We start from the raw sequence: 19,775 nt of genomic DNA, 5'->3' as shown, positions 1-19,775 counted from the left end.
GTATTGCTCTGTCGAAATAATTAAAAAGAGATTCAGTAATGGATTAATAAAGAATTATAGAAATTTTTCTTAGATGATATAGCGCAACGAATTCAGCGGGGAGCTAGTAAATGAATATTCTAATTGGTTTAAGTTGTCTTATATTAAGCATGCTAATATTCGGTTTATGTTTTTATATTGCAGGAAAAGTAAGCAATAAAGTAATTGCATATATTTGGGCATGGCTTGGCATAGTTTTATCTTCAATAGGACTTATTATGTTCTGGATAATAACCTAAAGTTGAAAAAAATTTAAAATCGTATTTCAGCTAAGAGAAAAAGGTAGTCTACATTTTAGAAAAAAGCATTTCCACACTAGAAAATCAAGAACAAATAAAAACTAGTTACAACTTAGAGAGGAGATTATTCAATTGCTATTAACAATGTATATATTTTTAGTAATTATTTGTTTAGTAATCTGTCTTAATTTAGAGCAGAAAAAGAGCAAAGTTTGGTTTTGGTTCGTGTTTGCTTTGGGCGTGTTTTTTACAATACGGATAGGCGATTTACTTTTATAAAAAACAGTGATCAATATTGAACGTTTTAGCTGATTGTCTATCTAAAAAAAGAAGGTGAACCATATGTTAAATAGAGAACAAATAGAGATTGTCAGAGCCGAAGATGCACTCGAGTATGGAAGTGATATAGGAATTGACGGAGCGGACCAAATATATATTTATTATTTTAAAGACCCGGAAAAACCGTTAGAGCAAGATGTAGAAGATATTTGCGATGCTTTTGGCGAATATATGATTTCTGCTTATTTTTTGAATGATGAAGATTCTTCATATACAGAATTGCAAGGAGACGAAATAGGTGGATATAAAAAGGTTATCTTGCAGGGTGAATCGCAACAACTTAAACAAGAAATGTTCCGTTTGTTTATAGAAGGATATTATAGTCCATACCTGAATAGGCTATTTTTATTTAAACAAAAAATAGAATTAGATTGTAGGAAACAAATCGAATTAGAAGATGGCATGGCTATTATCGCCCCTATACTTGATGTTAGAGCGATAGGCATATTTTCAAAAGGGATAGATTTGGTGCGGCTTTTTCAACAAATTACTAATACAGAATTACTGGATACTGTACAAGGAACAGGAGCAAAATCTCGATTGATTGAGGATCATAATGAAAATTTGAGAAATGAGATTGGGTACTTAGTTGACTATAAGACGGAATTACCAAAGCAAATTTTTAAAAAGCCGGAGTTATATGATTTTTATTTTACCGATTTCTTTCATTGTTATGACGATGACTTCATAAACGACTTAAATAAAATTGGACAACTGCTTAAGCAAGAAAGTGTCAGGTTGTTTACGCCACATTATTATTATGAAACTGTAAGAAAATTTATTTTTAAAAAGATAAAACAAATAGAAGTTCCATATGCTGAATTAAGTACAGGTATAACGGAAAAGGAATATGGTGAAATTTTATGGTGTAGCGAGACAGAAAAAATGAATTTTACGGCTTTTGATTATTTATACTGGTACTTTAATTCCGACTGTTTTATTTTTGGTGATAAAGAGAGTGAAATTAGTATTTTGGCAATTAAAAAATCTCTTTCCATCAAAAATCCGCTTGAAAATTGGAAAGAAGTAGAGTTGTTCGCGGCGAATCCAGGAGAAGAATGGGGTCCATGGCTGAAAGATGAGGAGAAATTTCTAGCAGAACTGATAGCTAATTATCATAATGGAAAGATGGTAAAGACATGAAAACAAGGCAAAGAGCAATGCTGTATACACTGTTAACACGGCATCCTGAATACATTAACGAAATTGAAAATAATGGAGTAGACCATCTTAAACGTGAGAGTATCGATGCGATTATAGATATCCTTACATCCGCGTTTTTGGCTTATGGTTTGGAAGACAATGACAAACCAAATAACTATGGTTTAGAGATAGAAGATTTGGTAGATATTGTTAATGATGCTGACTAGAAAATACTGCAGAAAAGGGGATATTATAAATGACCTTTACTCTGTATTAGAATAGTATTTATTAATAGTTATTTAGCAAAAAAACAGAAATTTGAAGTAGAACTACTTTTAGTTAATATATTCATGAACTATTGATGTAAGCGAGTAAAATCAGAAGTTTTAATAGGTATATGCGTATAAGTTCTAACAGTAGTTAATAAATTTACTTATGTAACTTATTTGGTTTTGACTTTTGTTCAGTATTAAAGTAACTAGAAAACACTAACTTTTAAGAGGATTGGAGTTGAATACTTATTGGCTTTTATCAGAAAAAATAGCTTTCCACTGTTTTTAATATTATTTCTCATGAGTTCCATTTTAATTCATATGTTTTTTTATAATTTTCTCACAGATATTATTGTAACTGTGTTTTTGGGATTAGAAACAATTGTTATTGTCATTATCTCACTAGAAATTATGGATGTTAAAAAAATAAGAAAGCGGACAAAAAGAATTATAGAAATATATTTTTTAACCTTACTTGGTATAACAGTAATCACGTCATATTTATTTTATTAAGGAGGTTTTCCTATCATGGCTATCTCAATTGCAGCTTTGATTAACCTAGTAATAATTGCAGGATTATATTTAATTAAAAGAAGTAGGATAAGTATGATATTTAAAGGTATATGTGCTGTTGTCCTATGTACTTTTTCAGTTGGAATGTATGCTTATCTCGGGGTTTATGTCGGATTGTTGGGCTAAGGGATTTGTGAAAAAGAGGCGGAATAAACGAAGTCCTAAGCATACACAGAAAAGAGGGCTGTTATGATGAACCTAGAATGGGAAGAACTAGACCAACTGGAGATAGAAGAAAAGGTTCAAGAGGTATTAGATTATAGCTATAATAGCTGGATGTCTGATAAGAAGAATATTCGTTATTTTGTACGGGCGTTTTATATTAGATGGGATATGATAGCCTATATGTATGGAATGGAAGAAAATGAGACGGAAGACGATAAGTTAAAAAGTATGTTTGATTTTGGCATTAGCGAGTTGAAAAATATTACAGAAGTAGAATGGATAATGGGCTATTGCATGCTAATTAACCCAATCTTTTTTGAAGAAAATGATAATTATTTGGAACTTGAGGAGAAAGGCCAGGAAATGCTTCGTAATGTAGCAATAAATAACCAGGATGACGTCTTTTTGACTTCTTTTGGTATACCTGAAAAGGATTATTTGAAATGGAAAAGAGCGAACAGAGAGCAACTTATTCAGTATGGGGAAGATAATTTTAACTTTGACTCGGATTTTTCGAGATATTTTAAACATATTATAAATTGCAGAGCGGATGAAGAGTTTGAAAAAGAAAGTTTTCTGAAGAAGATTGTACGCAGATGGAAGCAACGATGGGGCTAATTTTAATTGTGAGAATCCATCGGGAGGTATAAGTATATGATTGAAGAAACGAAAAATATTCTTGATGAAATCCAAACAATCATTCAACAAAAGCCGTTTGATTATGGGAAGGCAGAGGATTTGATAGATGGGCTAAATCTTGAAAAAGCACCGATAGAATTAGAGGGAATTTTATTAGATTGTATAAATAATGAAGACAATGATGCTCGCGTATTTGCCTATGAGTATTTATATTATTTTGATAGTGAAGCAGTTTTTCAAGCAGCGTTATTAGGAACGGTAGATGACGACGATTTAGTTCAAATGTGTGCTATTGAAATTTTAGGGAATTTGGCTAAAATAGAAAGCCTACCTTTTTTAGAGAAAGCTTTGAAAGCAAATGACCCTCATGTACGTTGCTTTGCGGCTGAATCAATTGGCTTTATTGATACTGACGAAGCGAAGGTAATACTGGAAAAACGGTTAGATAAAGAAACGGACTCTTTTGCAAAAGTAGGAATATACTCAGCCTTGCATTTTCTGGGTGATGAAGCAATGCTTTCCAATATTATTGCCCTACTAGATGATAGCTACCATTTGACGATAATAAGGAGTCTGAGGGTTCTAGAAGACTGTATCAATCAAGCTAATAAAGAAATGATAAAATCTAGTACCAAGAACCTTTTAGAGCGGGATATTCCAATATCAGTGAAAGATGCAGCAGAAATTGTTTTGGAGAAACTTAAAAGAGAGTAAACTTTATGCCAAGTTTAATCATAATTCAAAAAGGAGTTTATACAAATGACATACGAAGAATTCACAGAATTAGCTCAAAGTTTTTTAAAGAAAGATGAGGATGGCCAACCGTTAACGCACGGTGAGAAATTAATTGTCGCGCAATATATTTATGAAGATTACGTGCCGATGGATGGTTTTCTATTAACGTACTTTAATGTTAATGCAGACATGTTGGACCTTTTAATAGAGGCATATACGAAATTGGACGATAAAGCCAATCTAGAGCTAGTACAAGCATTTGCTACATGGACTAAAAAAATTAATCGTTTAGATGATTATTCTGCGGTTATTTCTAAGTTAAGTGATGAAGACTGGGAGTTTTTAGATAATATTTCAGATAACTATCCGTTAGGTGAAGAAGAGTCTTATTCCAACGTTTTACTTGAAGATTAAAATGCCAAAAGAGGTCGAGTCTCGTCTTCTTTTTACCTATTATCAGAACATGTCGATTTTGTGTATAGAGCAAATTTTGGTAATTACTGGAATGCCAATGCTTTACTAGAATAAAAATTCCTTCAAAAATCACGTTGATTTCGGGCTTTTTGTATGATATTTTATAGAGGACTTGAAAAAGTTTCACAATACATCTAGAGAAACGGAGGAGACATAATGAAACAAAGAAGTTGGCAATCTATTGTTGGTTTTGTATTTGGTCTTTTTATTATAGGAATCATTTTTGCGCTGATTAATTAATATTAGGGAAAAACATTATCAAAACTTACCAAGAACGACATCGGACTAATATAGGTGCAATGATTTTGGCACTTGTTATTTTACTAACATGAATTTGCCTTTTTTGCGCCCTTGCAACGGAGAAATTAGATCAAGTTCAATTACAAGGTAGCGCTATTTCTAATCAACTAGTATTTCTAGATATTCTAAAAGAAAAAGCGGCATCGTTTACTTCATTTCAACAATAACAAAAGGAACTGATTCGCTGAAAACGGGTCAATTCCTTTTTTTTACTAGTAAGCTGTGTCAATCAAACAAATAAAGAAAAAGCAGAATCAGTGTTAGAAGGGATGAATGAGGATGATAGATTTTAAGCAAAATTTAACGGGAGCTGAGGTTGAAAAGCGCATAAAAAAACTTATCGATTTAGAAAAAAATTTACCGAAACAAATATTTTCTAATCCCTCAAAATACAATTTTTATTTTGAAGAACCAGAGGCTATTTATATGGATACGAAAGAATTCATCCATATGATTAAACAAATTGTGGAAATTACACAGGATGAGAAAGCATATATTAGTGAAATTTTGAAAGAAGATAAATTTTTACAAAAGAGCAAAACTATCTTTAATTTAAAGGAAGTAATAGACTTTACACAGGAAGAGGGTAGTATAGTAGAAAATTTGGATTTTGAAAATATAACCGAGACAACGATATTTTTATATTGCTATATGTATTTTCCTTCTGAGCAACTCTTTCTTTTCGTTAATGAATATTCAGACACAGCCCTTTTAGCGATTGATAAAAAACTTGATATTGATATTCCTTGGTATGATGTAGAAACATTTTTGACTGTGGAGAATCTGGGGATGAAAGATAGGCTATACAGGAAGTTCAGGAAGCGTTTAGTTAATAATTATAAAAAACATGAATAAATAAATCTTTAAAAAATTAATAATTATTTTTAATAAATCCAATCCTTTAAAAGGATTGGATTTATTTGGCTACCAACAGATTTTTTACGACTCTTTGTAAAGTTAGCTCTAACAAGGTATATCGATTTTTATGATTCTCATTGTTCACTTTTTGTTCACATTGTAGCTTTTTTTACGAATTTTGGATGAAACCGCATATATTTAATGACTAATTGGTTATTTATAATGAATAGTAGTCGACTTACAATATTTAGAACGGAGGAGAAACGAATTGATCAGAAAAATCTTTATCGGGATTTTGTCATTTACTATCTTAATCCAAACTGTGATTGTTTCAAACTTCAATGTTGTTTATGCAACTACCGAAGAGCAAAGACAAGAAGCTATTAAGTTAGAAAAAAAATCAACTAATAATAATATAATTTTAATAAAAGATGCTGTTAAAGATAAAGAATATAAATTATCTTTACCAAAATCTTTTAGTTTAGATGAGAAAAAGACAGGCAAAGAAGTTGAATATAACAAAGAAAAAAATGAATTAACAATTATAGGTACAGGGGAAGAAATAACTTTATATTTACTTGCTTCTCAAACAGGAAAATACGAACTAGAGCTAAAAGAAGGGGACAAAGTACAAGCAAAGTTAGATTTAATCGTAAAAAATGTAGATGAAGAAGTTGCAAAAACAGTCGAAAAATCAAATAGACAGTTACTACGTTCATCTATTTCGGATAAATTACTTCTTCAAGCGGATTCAAGTAAAGCTACATTAGCTAATTATACAGAACAAATAACTTTTAACTATTCTATTAATTTTCTTGATGGCTCTACGACATTGAAAAACGGTAAATTAGTAATAGATTTTAATAACTCTAATCTTGAACTAGTGAATTATCCTAAAGATACAGCAGCAAATAGGAATATAAAATCAACATCTTATAGTGCGATTACAGGTAAATTAACCATTAACTTAGTGGATAATATACCAAGTGGTGCTCCATTTGATATTCCAATCGTTGTAAGAGCTGGTTATGGTGCAAAGCCAGGAGTACCAATGAATCTAAAAGCTACACTGTCAGGTGAAAACAGTGCGGGCGCAACGTATACACCAGCAGAAAAAACAACCACCGTTAATTTAGAGAAAAAAAGCACCAACCAAGACTATAGCCCAATTGCAGCAGGTGATAATAGCTGGGCTTTTAGTATGAAAGAACTTGCATTTTCACTTAAGCCAGGTGGATATACCATCCAATGGCCTGAAATCCAGAAGAAAAGTTCGGAAAATAAAAGTTTCAAAAATTTAAAATTAGAATTTCTTAAAGAAAATGGTGGGGATATTATATCTGTTAATACGGCAGATCCTTACGTAATTAGATTCGGAGAGCCTTATTGGTCACAGCTTAGCACAGTTAATGGTAAAGCAAATGTACTTGTTAATGATGATGAGAAACAAGTAGTCGAATATGGACCAATTAACGCTAATATTTACCAAAGAATACAGGTATCAATGGCAGCGAAAATACCAGCAGATGCGGTTAAAGGGACAGTGTATACTGGTACAGTGAATGTATATGATGGAGATGTTTTTGTAACCTCCATTAAAATTAAGACCGAAGTTGCTGACTCAGCTACTTCAATAGCTGTTGATAGCAAAGTTTCTAAAACAAGCATATCAGAAGGCGATGTACTGGAATGGGGCTTCATGCCTAGAATATCTTCTGCGGCACCAGGTGTAAATGATTTAGAAATTGTAGCACCAATTCCTAAAGGGATTAAAGTATTATCATACATCCCGAACAATAACTCAATGGCAAGTATGAAAAAATTAGAGTACTATCAGAATGGTAAATGGGTATCAATGGCTCCACAAACTTCTAGTGGTTGGGATTTTTCAAAGATTGACCAGTCTGTTAATCGTATTGAAAAGCTAAAACTTACTTCTAGAGACGGAATTATTAATGATAAAGATATGCCGCCGTATACACATGGAACAATTCGAATGCAGAATGTTGGAGTTAAGGCAGGAGAATCCTTTACACTCCGACCAGAATCTATCACCTATACAGACTCAGACAAAACCAGTAAAGCAATTGATACAACGACAAATAGTTATGAAAAGAAAGTTCAAGTAGTAGAAAAAGTTTCTGATCCAGCGAAAATAAATGGCGAAGTTTTCTTATCTTCAACTGCTGGTACTTCTGGCAAAGGATTTGAAAGTACAATTTTCTTTAATGGCGACAAAATTGCACAGTCAGTTCGTTTAGGCTCATACGGAAGTAAACTAGAAAATCCATATATTTTTGTAGTAGTACCAAAGGGTATAGATGTAGAAACTATGAGAAATTTCATTCAACAACCTTATAGAAGTACATTAAATTATACGTATGCTCCTGCTAATGGAACGAATACTCTTTACCCTAAATCTAGTGCAGATGTTAAGGGGAAAGAAACTTTATCAGATGGTTCAACGTTGTATTACTGGGAAGCGCCGGATACTGGTTTAGCGCCAGGCATGGAAAATTGCGAAATGCTAGCATTAGATTTAGTTTTTAAATTAAATAAAGCAAACAGTGGCGCAAATAAAGTAGAATTTGGTATGGGATCAATGACAGATTCCAGTTGGAATTTATATGGTGCTGCTAGTTCAGGATTTGAAACAAAAGAATTATCTGCCGAATTACAATCCAAACTTCCCGGAGTAACATCTACTAAATACTTGTCTAAAACTAAGACAGCAAATGTAGGTGTATCTAATAGTATTGCAACTAAAATGAAAATTAAAGGAAGTCAAGATAGCGACTTTGTTGATGTTAGTGCAAATACAGCTACAACAATTCCAGGTAAAAGAGTCGATTATAATTTAACATTTGAAAATAATGGTACAAGAAGTATGAAGAACTTAGAAATTATCGATATACTTCCGCACAAGGATGATCAGTATGTGTTAGGCACTGGTCCACGCGGATCGAAATTTTCGGTTATCCCAACTAGTGAAATTGAAGTTCTTGTTAATGGGAAGAAAAGTGATTCAGCAACTTTAGAATATTCAACAAGTAATACACCTGAACGTTTCGATGCAAACGGGGAGGATGTAGCAGGTGACCCTTGGCAAATCGTGGCACCAACAAGTATGGCAGATGTGAAAAGTTTCCGTATTAAGCTACCAAATACAGAATTCAAAGTAGGAGACGAAATCAGCCTAAACTTTGAAGCAATAGTGCCAACAGATGCTCCAAGAAATGGTGAAATAGCATATAACTCGATTGCTTACCGGATTGATAAGGAAACAAGCTCTGGTACAAGCAAATTAGCATCAGAACCTCCTCGTGGGGGAGTAAAAAGTACAAATCCATCAACAGATTTAAACATAGCCGGTAACTCTTTTTCCGATCTTAACAAAAATGGTGTACAAGATGCGGATGAACTAGGCTTAAATGCTGTTAAATTAGATTTATACAAAAAAAATAACAATGAATTCGAGAAAGTGGAAACCGTTTATACTTCCTCGGACGCTTTGGATAAACAAAAAGGTTTATTTGATTTTAATGGCTTGAGTAATGGAACATATAAAATAGCTGCTCATCTACCAAATAAAAATGCAGACTTTATTACTACCGGTCCAAATAAAATCGTAAAAGACTCAAAAGATGATTCGATTGGCTGGATAACAGTCAATAACTCTACAGAATTCACAATTGATGATTTGGCTAACGGAAATCCTAAAAATCTAGTTGGGATTCAAATTCCTATTTATATGGCAACACCTATAAAAGGCGCTGTTGTTTTTGTAAATAAAGACGGAGAACCAAAAATCACATCTTATGGTCAAGATTATGAAATAGCTTTATTTGATAAAGATGGAAATGAAGTACAATCAGCACTTAAAACGAATAGTAAGGGAGAATTTTCTTTTAATGATGTAGCCATTAAAAATCCAGCTGATTTTAAATTAAAAGTAACTGCACCAACTGGAACGAATTTTGTCTACTCAGCAAAAAATCCTTTATTTAATACGTCTACAAAGGAATATACTTTAAATAGTGTAGTTCCAGGCGTGGGTGGAGTAGCAGAAATCTATATTACTGAAACTAGTAAACCAACTACAAAGATTATACTAGATAAAGTAGTTACTCCAAATGCAATTACAATTGAATCAAGTGATGAAGCTACAGAGGTAACAAATGAATGGACATTAGAAGATAATAATGGAACAGTCATTTATTCTGGAACTGGAAATACGATTCGTATTCCAAACGATGAAGGGACGTATATAGCTAAAAACACAGCAACAGATGAGGCTGGAAACACCGCTTCTGATGAAAAAACGTTTGATATAGATTATACAGTTCCGACATTAACAGTTAATCAAGATGCATCAGCAGAAGTGAATAGTACTGAGGCAAATATTGATTGGGTTAAGCCGTTAAATGTAGCAGCAACAGATACGCATGATGGAAATATCACACCAGTAATAGACTATAGTAAAGTTAAATGGGATGTACTTGGAACATACCCGGTTACTGTTACAGCAAGTGATGCAAGTGGCAATAAAGCTACTCAAACAGTAAATTTACGCATAGTAGACACTACTTCGCCTACAATTTTAATTACGAATAATCCATTAACGTATTCTATTGAAAACATGCGAAAATTAACGGAACAAGAATTGTATACAGCGGCAGGACTTATTGGTGGAGATAATTATGATTTAGCACCAGGCCAATCAGTCCAACCAAATAAACAGCCAATGGTATTTACTAGCAACTTTAGTACTATTTTTGGTGACATCGCTAGTGTGAAACCTGGACAATATCAAGTTCAAGTGAATTTAGCAGATTCTAGTGGAAATCAAGCTATTCCACAAACAATTACTATTAATGTAGTAGATACTGTAGGGCCCGTAATTAAAGCAGATAATGTGTCTTACCATGTAAATACAACAAAAACAGAAGCAGAATTCTTCCAAGATGCTCGTTTAGATGTGACAGATAACAATGATGATACAACTAATTTAATTATTACTTCTAATTTTGCAGAAAAAGTGAATTTGAATAAGCCTGGTAAGTATGAAGTAACCATCAGTGCTACAGATACTAAAGGCAATCAAACAACAAAAAAAGTAACGGTTGAAGTAAGTAAGGATAAACCAGTGATTAGTGCAGATCCAAAAATAAGTTATCAAGGAAAAACCGAAGTAACAGAAGCTACCTTTTTAAGCGATATCCACGGGGAAGTAACGGATGAATTAGATGGTGATGTTAAAATTACTAGTGATTTTGCTAAAAAAGTAGATTTTAATAAAGTAGGAACATATACAGTTACTTTAAATGCGAAAGATGAATATGGTAATACTGCAGAACCTGTAAAAGTGTCAGTAAGTATCTTTAATAAGATCGCACCAACTTTCAATAATGCTGATAATAAAACAATCGAAGCAGTAAACGAGTTACCATCATTAGAATCTATATTTAACATTGAAGCCAAAGATTATCTTTCAGGTAATAAATTAAAAGTAACTTATACACCAGAACAAACAATTAAAGGCAATGTTTTAGGTGAGTATTCTATTAAAGTCACAACGAAAGATGATTCAGGCAACACAGCTGAAACAACTGTTACTTTAACAATTAAAGATACAACAGGACCAAGCATAAAAATGACTAAATCAACAAACAAATTAGAAGTACAAAGCAAAGAACCGAATTGGATAACTTTCTTTGGAGTAAAAGCGACTGATATTGTTGATGATGATGTAACAAAAAATATTAAAGTAGACAGTAGTGAAGTAAATCTTAATAAAGTAGGAACTTATCCTATCTACTTTACAGTTACAGATGCACTTGGAAATGAAGCTAGTAAATCAAAAAGCACAGTGCAGATTGTAGATACAAGTAGTCCTGCGCTAACAATCGACAAACTAGAAATTAGTTATCCAACAGGAAAAACAGTTTCTGATAAGCAATTTCTACAAGATATTGGTACTAAAGTTACAAATAGTTATGGAACAGTAAAAGTAACTACTAATCTAAGTAAAATTGTTGATTGGGACAAAGCAGGGCAGTATAAAGTAACTGTAACAGCGACAAATTCCTCTGGAGGCGTTGCTGAGAAAACGATTCTATTAACAGTCAAAAATACTGATGCATCGTTTATAGCAATACCAAGTAAGAATGATAATAATAACAAACCAGCAAAAAACATACCAAAAACAGGAGATACTTTAAATACAGAGTTAATTGTCTTTGGTGTTATGTCGCTACTTGTTGGAGGATGGTTGTTCTTAAGAAGAAAAACAAAAGTAAAAACAAAGTGATTCATAATATTTGAAGAATGTTGTTAGACCTAAAACCGTCCAGAGAAATCTGGTCGGTTTTTTATTCGGCTTGCATTCTATATAACCAATAAAAATACGCCTCAAGAGTTAGATTTTTTGGTCTAACTTTAGGAGGCGCACTAAATTGAGTCCGTTCTTTTTTACAAATATTTAGTAATAAACTCACTATTCTGCGGTCGATCTTTCATTTCCAGTACAGATATATCATGGACGATACTATCCAGCTTAATTTGATCCATTTCAAGTTCTATTTTTTGTTGGAGAAGTTCATATTTACTTGAAAGTACTTGTTGGATATTGGCTCCGACGATGCAATCTGGGTTGGTTTTTGGATCGACATGGATTAAATTTGTGTTGCCTTCAATACTTTTATAAACATCTAGCAGCGATATTTCCTCGGGCGGCTTGGTGAGAATCGGATTCGCTTTACCAGTTTGTGTTGTAATAAGGTTTGCTTTTTTTAAATTGCTCATAATTCTTCTAATATTGGCAGGATTTGTTTTAACACTACTAGCGATAATTTCACTCGATAATAAATTCGTGTTTTTGAAAATCTCTATATAAGCCAAAATGTGGATAGCATCACTAAATTGGATGGAGTATTTCATTTTATTCAATCCTTTCAATTTTTCTTCTTGACTTATCTTATCATAATGTTTATTATAAAGGTGTAAATTATAAATGTACAGCTTAAATAATTAAAATTTTGAAGGAGTGGTTTAAATGACTTATTTAGTAACTGGCGCAACAGGTGGACTGGGTGGTTATGCCTTAAATTATTTGAAAGAATTGGTTCCAATGACTGATATTTATGCTTTAGTTCGTAGTGAAGAAAAAGGTGCGGATTTGAAAGCAGCGGGGTTTAATATCCGAATTGGTGATTATAGCGATGCAGAGTCAATGAAACAAGCATTTGCAGGAATCGATCGTGTCTTGTTTGTCTCAGGTGCTCCAGGAAATCGTCAAGTAGAGCACGAAAATGTGGTGAACGCTGCAAAAGAAGCAGGCGTTTCTTATATTGCTTACACAAGTTTCGCAGACGCAGATAATTCCACAAGTGCTCTAGCGGCAGATCATATTTTTACAGAAAAAGTAATTGAAAAATCCGGAATTGAACATACATTCTTGCGCAATAACTGGTACTTCGAAAATGAAATGCCAATGATTGGTGGCGCTTTGAATGGTGGAAAATTTGTTTATGCAGCTGGAAATGGAAAAACTGGCTGGGCATTGAAACGGGAATATGCAGAAGTTGCTGCTAAAGCGGTGGCCGGAGCTCGTTTCCCTGAAATCTTAGAATTGTCCGGCCCAGTAATGACATACGCAGAACTTACAGAAGCATTAAAAGAAGCTACTGGAAAAGAGTTCGAAGTCATTTCTTCTGATGATAAAGGATTTGTCGAAAACCTAGTCAATGTTGGTATGCCACAACCAGTTGCAGAAATGTTCTTATCTTTCCAACATGATATAAAAAATAATCAACTAGATGTTACTTCTGGAGATTTCGAAAAAGCATTAGGCAAACCATTAACGAACCGTGTGGATGCGCTTCGGGAATTACTGCAATAAAATAAAAACGTCTATCTTCGCGATAGACGTTTTTTTATAGTTCATCATGTGCAAGCAACGTAAATTCACGAGCTAATTGATCTAAAAAATGTTTCTGCCAATCATGATCTCGGGTGGTGCCGTGTAAGTTAGTACTAAGCGTCAATTCACCGCGGAAAGTAGTAGCAGCGACTTGGAAAAACGGAGCATATTTTAAAGAGCCGCAAATAAAACAATCCGTTAAAGTACTACCTTCAAAAATGAGCTTCTCTTCATCAATAATACCAATGTTTGTAAAGCTCGTTTTTGGAATAGAATACATTTTTTCAGAAGCTTTTTTCGCAAAAGAATAGCTTTTCTTCTTGAAAATCAGTTCCAACAAATAATAAATCCGTAAAGGAGTAAGACTGTTTTTTTGTGGATTAAGTGAATTTTTGACGGCTTGGAGGGTGCTCTCGAATGAAGTTAAGTCGTCATTTGCATTAATTTGGCAGGTAATATTGGCTGTTAAATTGGTAATTCCTTGGCTAGCTTTACCTGGCAAATATTTACGAAGATCTACTGGGCAATCAATCGATAATTCATTTTGATGCGTCGTCTGCTGAACTATTCGTACCATTGCGGCAAAAAAGACATCATTTACAGTTGCATCGTTTTCTTTCGCATAATGAACGATTCCGTCAAAAACCTCTTTTGGTAGCTTTGTCCAAATGATTTTTGGATTTTTCGGGTCACCTTTTAGTGGAAATGGTGGGTTATAGACAGTTTTTCGATTTGTTTTTTCGGTAAAAATGGTTTTTATTTCTTTGCGTGAAAATTGATCGAAAACTTGTTTTAAATTTCGCGATCCTAAACTCAAATTGGCTTGGTAGTTTGGGTTTTCTAATAGTTGTGAATAAAGCTCACTTAACAAATAGAGATATTCTTTAAAACCAGCACCGTCAGCCAACATGTGGTTCAAAATAATGACAAGTTTATCAGCCGATTCCGTACGGACGATAGTAAGGCGAATTTGTGGACCGTTTTCTGTAGATAATTTCCTCACTAGTGCCCGATTTACTTCAGCTTCGGGTTCGGTAGTTTTAATAAGAAAAACTAAATCCTCCGCTGAAAAAACACTTTCTTGCCAAAAAGCACCATTTTTCGTTTCTTTAAAATGGCAAAGAAGTAGCGGAAGTTTTTTAGTAGACTGTATAACCGCTTTTTTTAGAACGTCTATATTTAAATGACTATCAAATGTAAGCACAGTATGCAAATGATGGTCATTTTTCATTTTTTCTCCAGAAATATAATGCTTAATATCAGAAGGTTCAGCGGGATAACTCGTGATTTTTACCATGGGACTTCCTTCTTTCTTCGGTTTAAATAGTTGTTAGTAGTTTCCCTGAAAGCCGGTTTGCGAAACTAAACCAAGTAACTCCAGTAAAAAAGAGCCATTCTGTTCGCGAACAGAACGGCTCTTTTTTTATTTATACATACTTTCAATTACTGGTTTTAGCTTATCGATTACAAGTCCGCTACCGCCGCGACCTTTGACGTTTTCGATCATTCCTACCATGAGGTAATTGGGATTGTCGGCATCGAAGGCATAAACAAAGCCATTTTCAAGGCCATCTTCGCCTTGTTTTTCTTTTAGTTCGGCTGTACCAGTTTTGGCTGCGATATTGTGACCTTGAATTTGTAAGGCGTGTGCTGTACCGGCTGGATCAGAAACAGTTTTGACTAAAGCTGCTTTGACTTGATTGGCAGATGCGGCTTCGGTTGCTTGTGTTTCCTTGCCAGCTTTTTCTTTTGTATCTAGTTTTGGATAAGGCATTTTTCCGTCATTGGCAATGGCCGAGTAAGCAATCGCTTGTTGAATTGGCGACATCAGTAGTTCGCCTTGTCCGTAAGACGTATCAGCTAGTAAGATTTCTGAGTTCAGCCCGTCATTCGAAATTTGTGCTGGTTTCATTGTGAAAGGAAGGTTGTATTCCTTATCGAAATCAAATTTTTTCAAGCCAGCTGTTAGTTTGTCTTTACCGATTTCAAGTCCTTCTTGGGCGAAATAAATGTTATCAGAGTGCACAAGTGCGTCCGTCATATTTACTTTTGGAACATCATGGACACGAGTAACAAAGTATTTGCCCCATGAAGCATCTTTTTGCCACTGTAATCCAGAAATTTCACGGACTTTGTCGGGTTTGGTAATTCCAGTATCCAGCCCAATCGTTGCAGTAATCGTTTTAAAAGTAGATCCCGGTGCGTAACGATTTGCGTATCTTGCTAAGAAAGGAAGGCGTTTATCGTCATTATATTTTGCGTAATCTTCGGAAGTAATTCCTAGCACCATTTGATTTGCATCATAAGAAGGTGTGCTCACTAATGCTAATAGTTCGCCGTTTGTTGGGTTAATCATTGTCACGGCGCCAGTTTCAGAGCCAAGACTATCAAATGCTTTCTTCTGAACATCAGCATCAATAGTTAGTTTAATTTCTTCGCCGTCTTTTTTATCGATTTTTTGTAAAGTGTCTTCTTGTTTGGTTTGATCATTGATGATTTTAATTGCGCCACCGTTTTTACCGCGCAATTGTTTGTCATAGTAACGTTCTAAGCCACTTTTTCCAATGACATCGCCAACGCTGAGTTTTGGATTTTTTTCAATGTCTTCAGCACTAACTTCACCGACATAGCCAATTAAATGCGAGGTTGCTTCATTTAATGGATACGTCCGCATTTCTTTTTGAGCGTAAGTAAGACCTGTTGCTTCGGGAAGTTTATCTTTATTTAAAGTAACTAGTGGCACAAAACTATCTGCTTGAACCCATTTTTGCTCAAGTTGCTTGTTAATATAATCTGTCGAAACATCTAGCTTTTTGCTAATATCAGTAATGTTTTTAACTTTTTCATCGCCTTCACCAAGCTTTGAAGGAACAACTCCAGCTTCGGCAAATTGTCCTGTAGTTGCAAGCGGTTTTCCATTTCTGTCAACGATTTGACCACGTTCTGCATCATCTTCTGTCATTCGTACTTTATCTGTTTTCACCATCCCTGGGAAAATTAGTGCCGGTTTCCAGTCGATTTTCCAGTCGTCATCTTGCTTGGAAATAGTTGTTTTATATTTTTGCGTAGCGAGTTTTCCAAGGCTTGTCCGCATTTCTAGTTCATATGTTAAGTTGAATTTGTTTTCTTTGTCATCATAGACTGACTTTAAATTTTTGACCTTAATATCTTTCGCACCAATTCCATCGTAAACAGCTTGATACTTTTCTTCCATTTCTTTCTTTGTGAACTCTACTTTTTTTAAAGATTCACTTGAAACGCTATTTCCTAGTTTGTCGTACTTTTCTTTAGCGATATTTGATGTAAAAGTTTCTGCGGCTGCTAAAGCGTTTTTTTCATCTTTATGTTGATTTTGGATGAAAAAATAAATGGCAATACCTGCGAGGACGACAACAGCAACAATACTTCCAATGATAATTGCTTTCTTGTTGTTACCTTTTTTCCCATCTAAATTAGCCATAATACACCCCTTAATTCATGTTTTATTCAACTAATTATACCAAACACTTCTAAAAAAGTTGAAAAAATTAAAGAAAACTTTAGATTTGACTGACATATTTTTTTCTAATTCATGTCATAATTTGTTCTTATTTGCTTGGTAAAGTAGTGGTAACGAAAGGATGATGTTGGATGGAAGAGATGGAACAACCAGAAAAGAAGGTCATTATTCGTGGGAAAGGCATCCATAATAAATGGAAGTGGAGCACGATTATTGTCAGTATTCTTTCTGTCATAATTATTAGTGTTTTAAGTTATCAGCTGTATTCAGTTAGTCAAAATACCCCGGAAAATAATAATGGAACGATGCAAGGCCCAGGAGGAAACGGTGCGCCGAGTGGAACGCCGCCATCTGGTGAGCCAGGTCAGGCGCCTTCAGACGATAGTTCGGATTCTGGAACAAGTGATAGTACTAATAGCGACAGTACGCTTTAGAATACGCTAGAAGCCCTCTAAAATCATGTTTTTAGAGGGCTTATTCCAATCTTTAAAAAATCTTATGGAATTATCGCTCTCTTTTTTTGTCATTTTATTGTAATATGGAGGTAAGTTACAATAAATGAGGTGTGAAAAATGGCAAGACATGCACAAAAAAGAAAGGCACGTAAAGGTAGAATTTTTGGTACGATTCTTGTAGCCCTATTAATTTTAGTTGGTGTAGTTGCAGTTATAGGTTATTTTCAATATCAATCGAGCTTAAAAGAAGCGCAAAATGATAGTAAATTAAAAGAATACAAATTTAACGGTGCAAAAGCAGTTGGCGATGAGATTAATGTTTTACTTATCGGTAGTGACTCTCGTGGCGAAGACCAAGGGCGTTCAGACAGCTTGATGATTGCTCATTATAATACGAAGACAAATACGCCAAAATTAGTATCAATCATGCGTGATACTTATGTAGATATTCCAGGTCATGGCAAAAATAAAATCAACGCAGCTTATTCATACGGTGGTCCGGAACTGGTCCGCCAAACGATTAAAGAAAATTTTGGTGTAGATGTGCAGTATTATGTAGTAGCAAATTTCGAAGGTTTCCCTAAGATTGTTGATACAGTAGCACCAGAAGGCATCAAAATCAATGCAGAAAAAGATATGTCGAAAAATATTGATGCAAACATTAAAAAAGGCGAACAAGTAATGGATGGTAAAACATTATTACAATATGCCCGTTTCCGTAAAGATGCAGAAGGAGACTTCGGTCGAATTCGCCGTCAACAGCAGGTTTTAGAAGCGCTGAAAGAACAAGCTATTGATGTTGGAGATGTTACTAAAATTCCAGATGTCATCGGAAAATTACAAGGTTATTCTTCTACCAATATCCCGACTGGCACATTAATGTCAATTGGCGCAGATTTTCTACTAGGAAAAACAGAAACAATGGAAAAATTCGCGATTCCTGTAGAAGGAAAATGGCACAATGAGCGAATTGACGGAGCAGGAGCAGTTCTTCGTTTAGACGATATGGCTGCCAACGCGAAAGCATTACAAGATTTTCTTAAATAAATAAAGCAAAACACGGAAATCCATTCTTCGGATTTCCGTGTTTTTTTAGATAAAAAAAAGCATTAACTTTCGTAAATTGAGACTATATCATAAATTCTACGCTTCATTTTTTCACGAACATGTAATGGCTCTAAACATTCGCATTTATCGCCAAAACTCAAGAGAATATCATAGTGATACTCGTTTTCTATAAAAGGAAAACTGACAATGTAATGCTCCTCACCATCGGGATGAAAATTTTCATAAGAGCAATAATCAAGCACTCTATCGATAATGGATTGATGAATACGAATTTTAATTTCTATCTGCATAATTGCTACAATATCTTCCATTTCTAACTGTGGCTTTTGAAAATATCGCAGTGTAAAAGTGTCCTCAAGTATTTGCAGACCAGACATACGAGATAACCTGAATAAACGAAAATCATTCCTATTTTGGCAATACCCATACAAATACCAGTGGCTGCTTTTCATTACAAGCTGATATGGTTCAACTATTCTTACGGTCTTATTTCCTTGGTGAGCTATATATTCAAAGGTTAGTAACTTGTTTTCCTGCAAAGCCACTTTGATAATTTCTACATGTGGTTGTATGTTGTTATTTCCCGTCCACTGGCTTAAATCTATATAAATTTGGTTCGCTTTTAGCTCGATTTCTTTTGCTCGATCAGCTGGGATAAAACTTTTTATTTTTGCAAGAGCATTTATCAGTTCATCTCCGCGTACCATGTTAGAAAGACTTGAAAGGCCCATAAGGATAGCGGAAAGGTCTGCTGTTGAAAAAACCTTGCTATCCATCTTGTAGTCAGGCATAATTTCAAACCCGCCACCTACGCCCGGAGTTGAACGAATAGGTACACCAGCCAAGTCAATCACGTCTATGTCACGATAAATTGTACGAAGCGAAACTTCAAATCTATCGGCTAACTCTTGTGCGCTAATACGTTCTTTATCAAGGAGAATTAAAACAATGCTCATAAGCCTATCAACTTTCATATAATAGCCACCTTTCAAAATTACTATATATTGTTGCCATAATGGTGTCAACAATAGGGAGCTATACTGAAAAGTAAGGAAA

The 19,775-nt window shown here is 34.3% G+C and carries 15 protein-coding genes; 11 read left to right on the top strand and 4 right to left on the bottom strand.

Annotated elements, in window-relative coordinates:
- Nucleotides 1-620: 620 nt before the first annotated feature.
- The 8 genes from OC533_RS06115 (at nt 621) to OC533_RS06080 (ending at nt 12,086) form a co-directional block, all read left to right on the top strand.
- Complete coding sequence (locus OC533_RS06115; protein WP_194323195.1) at nt 621-1,760, top strand: hypothetical protein; 1,140 nt, start codon at nt 621-623, stop codon at nt 1,758-1,760.
- Nucleotides 1,757-1,987 (top strand): hypothetical protein, encoded by a 231-nt coding sequence (locus OC533_RS06110; protein ID WP_031649136.1) that lies wholly within the window; start codon nt 1,757-1,759, stop codon nt 1,985-1,987. The genes OC533_RS06115 and OC533_RS06110 overlap by 4 nt, the downstream gene beginning before the upstream one ends.
- Before the next feature lie 573 nt (nt 1,988-2,560).
- The gene (locus tag OC533_RS06105; RefSeq protein ID WP_003725223.1) at nt 2,561-2,731 is read left to right on the top strand and encodes a hypothetical protein; all 171 of its coding nucleotides are present in this window, start codon (nt 2,561-2,563) and stop codon (nt 2,729-2,731) included.
- Between the two features lie 63 nt (nt 2,732-2,794).
- Entirely contained in the window at nt 2,795-3,388 is a 594-nt protein-coding gene (locus tag OC533_RS06100; protein ID WP_262265241.1) for a hypothetical protein, read from the top strand.
- A 36-nt stretch (nt 3,389-3,424) separates the two neighbouring features.
- The gene (locus OC533_RS06095) at nt 3,425-4,123 is read left to right on the top strand and encodes a HEAT repeat domain-containing protein (protein WP_194323197.1); all 699 of its coding nucleotides are present in this window, start codon (nt 3,425-3,427) and stop codon (nt 4,121-4,123) included.
- A gap of 45 nt (nt 4,124-4,168) precedes the next feature.
- Nucleotides 4,169-4,558, top strand: coding sequence for a hypothetical protein (locus OC533_RS06090; protein WP_160464248.1), 390 nt, complete (start codon nt 4,169-4,171; stop codon nt 4,556-4,558).
- Between the two features lie 639 nt (nt 4,559-5,197).
- Nucleotides 5,198-5,773, top strand: a complete 576-nt coding sequence (locus OC533_RS06085) for a hypothetical protein (RefSeq protein WP_194322506.1) — start codon at nt 5,198-5,200, stop codon at nt 5,771-5,773.
- A 271-nt stretch (nt 5,774-6,044) separates the two neighbouring features.
- Nucleotides 6,045-12,086: a LapB repeat-containing protein gene (locus OC533_RS06080; protein WP_194323198.1), complete on the top strand. Its 6,042-nt coding sequence runs from the start codon at nt 6,045-6,047 to the stop codon at nt 12,084-12,086.
- A gap of 161 nt (nt 12,087-12,247) precedes the next feature.
- On the opposite strand, the gene OC533_RS06075 is transcribed toward OC533_RS06080, so the two are convergent.
- Nucleotides 12,248-12,733 (bottom strand): Rrf2 family transcriptional regulator, encoded by a 486-nt coding sequence (locus OC533_RS06075; protein WP_072238969.1) that lies wholly within the window; start codon nt 12,731-12,733, stop codon nt 12,248-12,250.
- Between the two features lie 97 nt (nt 12,734-12,830).
- Between OC533_RS06075 and OC533_RS06070 the strand changes: the two genes are divergently transcribed.
- Nucleotides 12,831-13,676 (top strand): SDR family oxidoreductase, encoded by an 846-nt coding sequence (locus tag OC533_RS06070; protein ID WP_185324995.1) that lies wholly within the window; start codon nt 12,831-12,833, stop codon nt 13,674-13,676.
- Between the two features lie 34 nt (nt 13,677-13,710).
- On the opposite strand, the gene OC533_RS06065 is transcribed toward OC533_RS06070, so the two are convergent.
- Together OC533_RS06065 and OC533_RS06060 are read right to left on the bottom strand one after the other, a co-directional pair.
- A complete protein-coding gene (locus tag OC533_RS06065; RefSeq protein ID WP_194323199.1) occupies nt 13,711-14,994 on the bottom strand; it encodes a condensation domain-containing protein in 1,284 nt (427 codons plus the stop codon).
- A 126-nt stretch (nt 14,995-15,120) separates the two neighbouring features.
- Complete coding sequence (locus OC533_RS06060) at nt 15,121-17,157, bottom strand: penicillin-binding transpeptidase domain-containing protein (RefSeq protein ID WP_194323200.1); 2,037 nt, start codon at nt 17,155-17,157, stop codon at nt 15,121-15,123.
- Between the two features lie 170 nt (nt 17,158-17,327).
- Here OC533_RS06060 and OC533_RS06055 point away from each other — a divergent pair, with 170 nt between their 5' ends.
- Nucleotides 17,328-17,630, top strand: a complete 303-nt coding sequence (locus OC533_RS06055; protein WP_003760499.1) for a hypothetical protein — start codon at nt 17,328-17,330, stop codon at nt 17,628-17,630.
- Between the two features lie 138 nt (nt 17,631-17,768).
- Nucleotides 17,769-18,698 carry an LCP family protein gene (locus tag OC533_RS06050; protein ID WP_003770521.1) on the top strand — a complete coding sequence of 310 codons (930 nt, stop codon included), beginning with the start codon at nt 17,769-17,771 and terminating at the stop codon, nt 18,696-18,698.
- A gap of 62 nt (nt 18,699-18,760) precedes the next feature.
- Here the strand turns inward: OC533_RS06050 and OC533_RS06045 are convergent, their stop codons facing one another.
- Complete coding sequence (locus OC533_RS06045) at nt 18,761-19,693, bottom strand: helix-turn-helix transcriptional regulator (RefSeq protein WP_194323201.1); 933 nt, start codon at nt 19,691-19,693, stop codon at nt 18,761-18,763.
- Nucleotides 19,694-19,775 lie beyond the last annotated feature (82 nt).

The sequence above is a fragment of the Listeria sp. Marseille-Q6474 genome (assembly GCF_946902005.1).
GTDB classification, from domain to species: Bacteria; Bacillota; Bacilli; order Lactobacillales; family Listeriaceae; genus Listeria; species Listeria innocua.
This window is presented reverse-complemented; position numbering and strand designations above follow the sequence as displayed.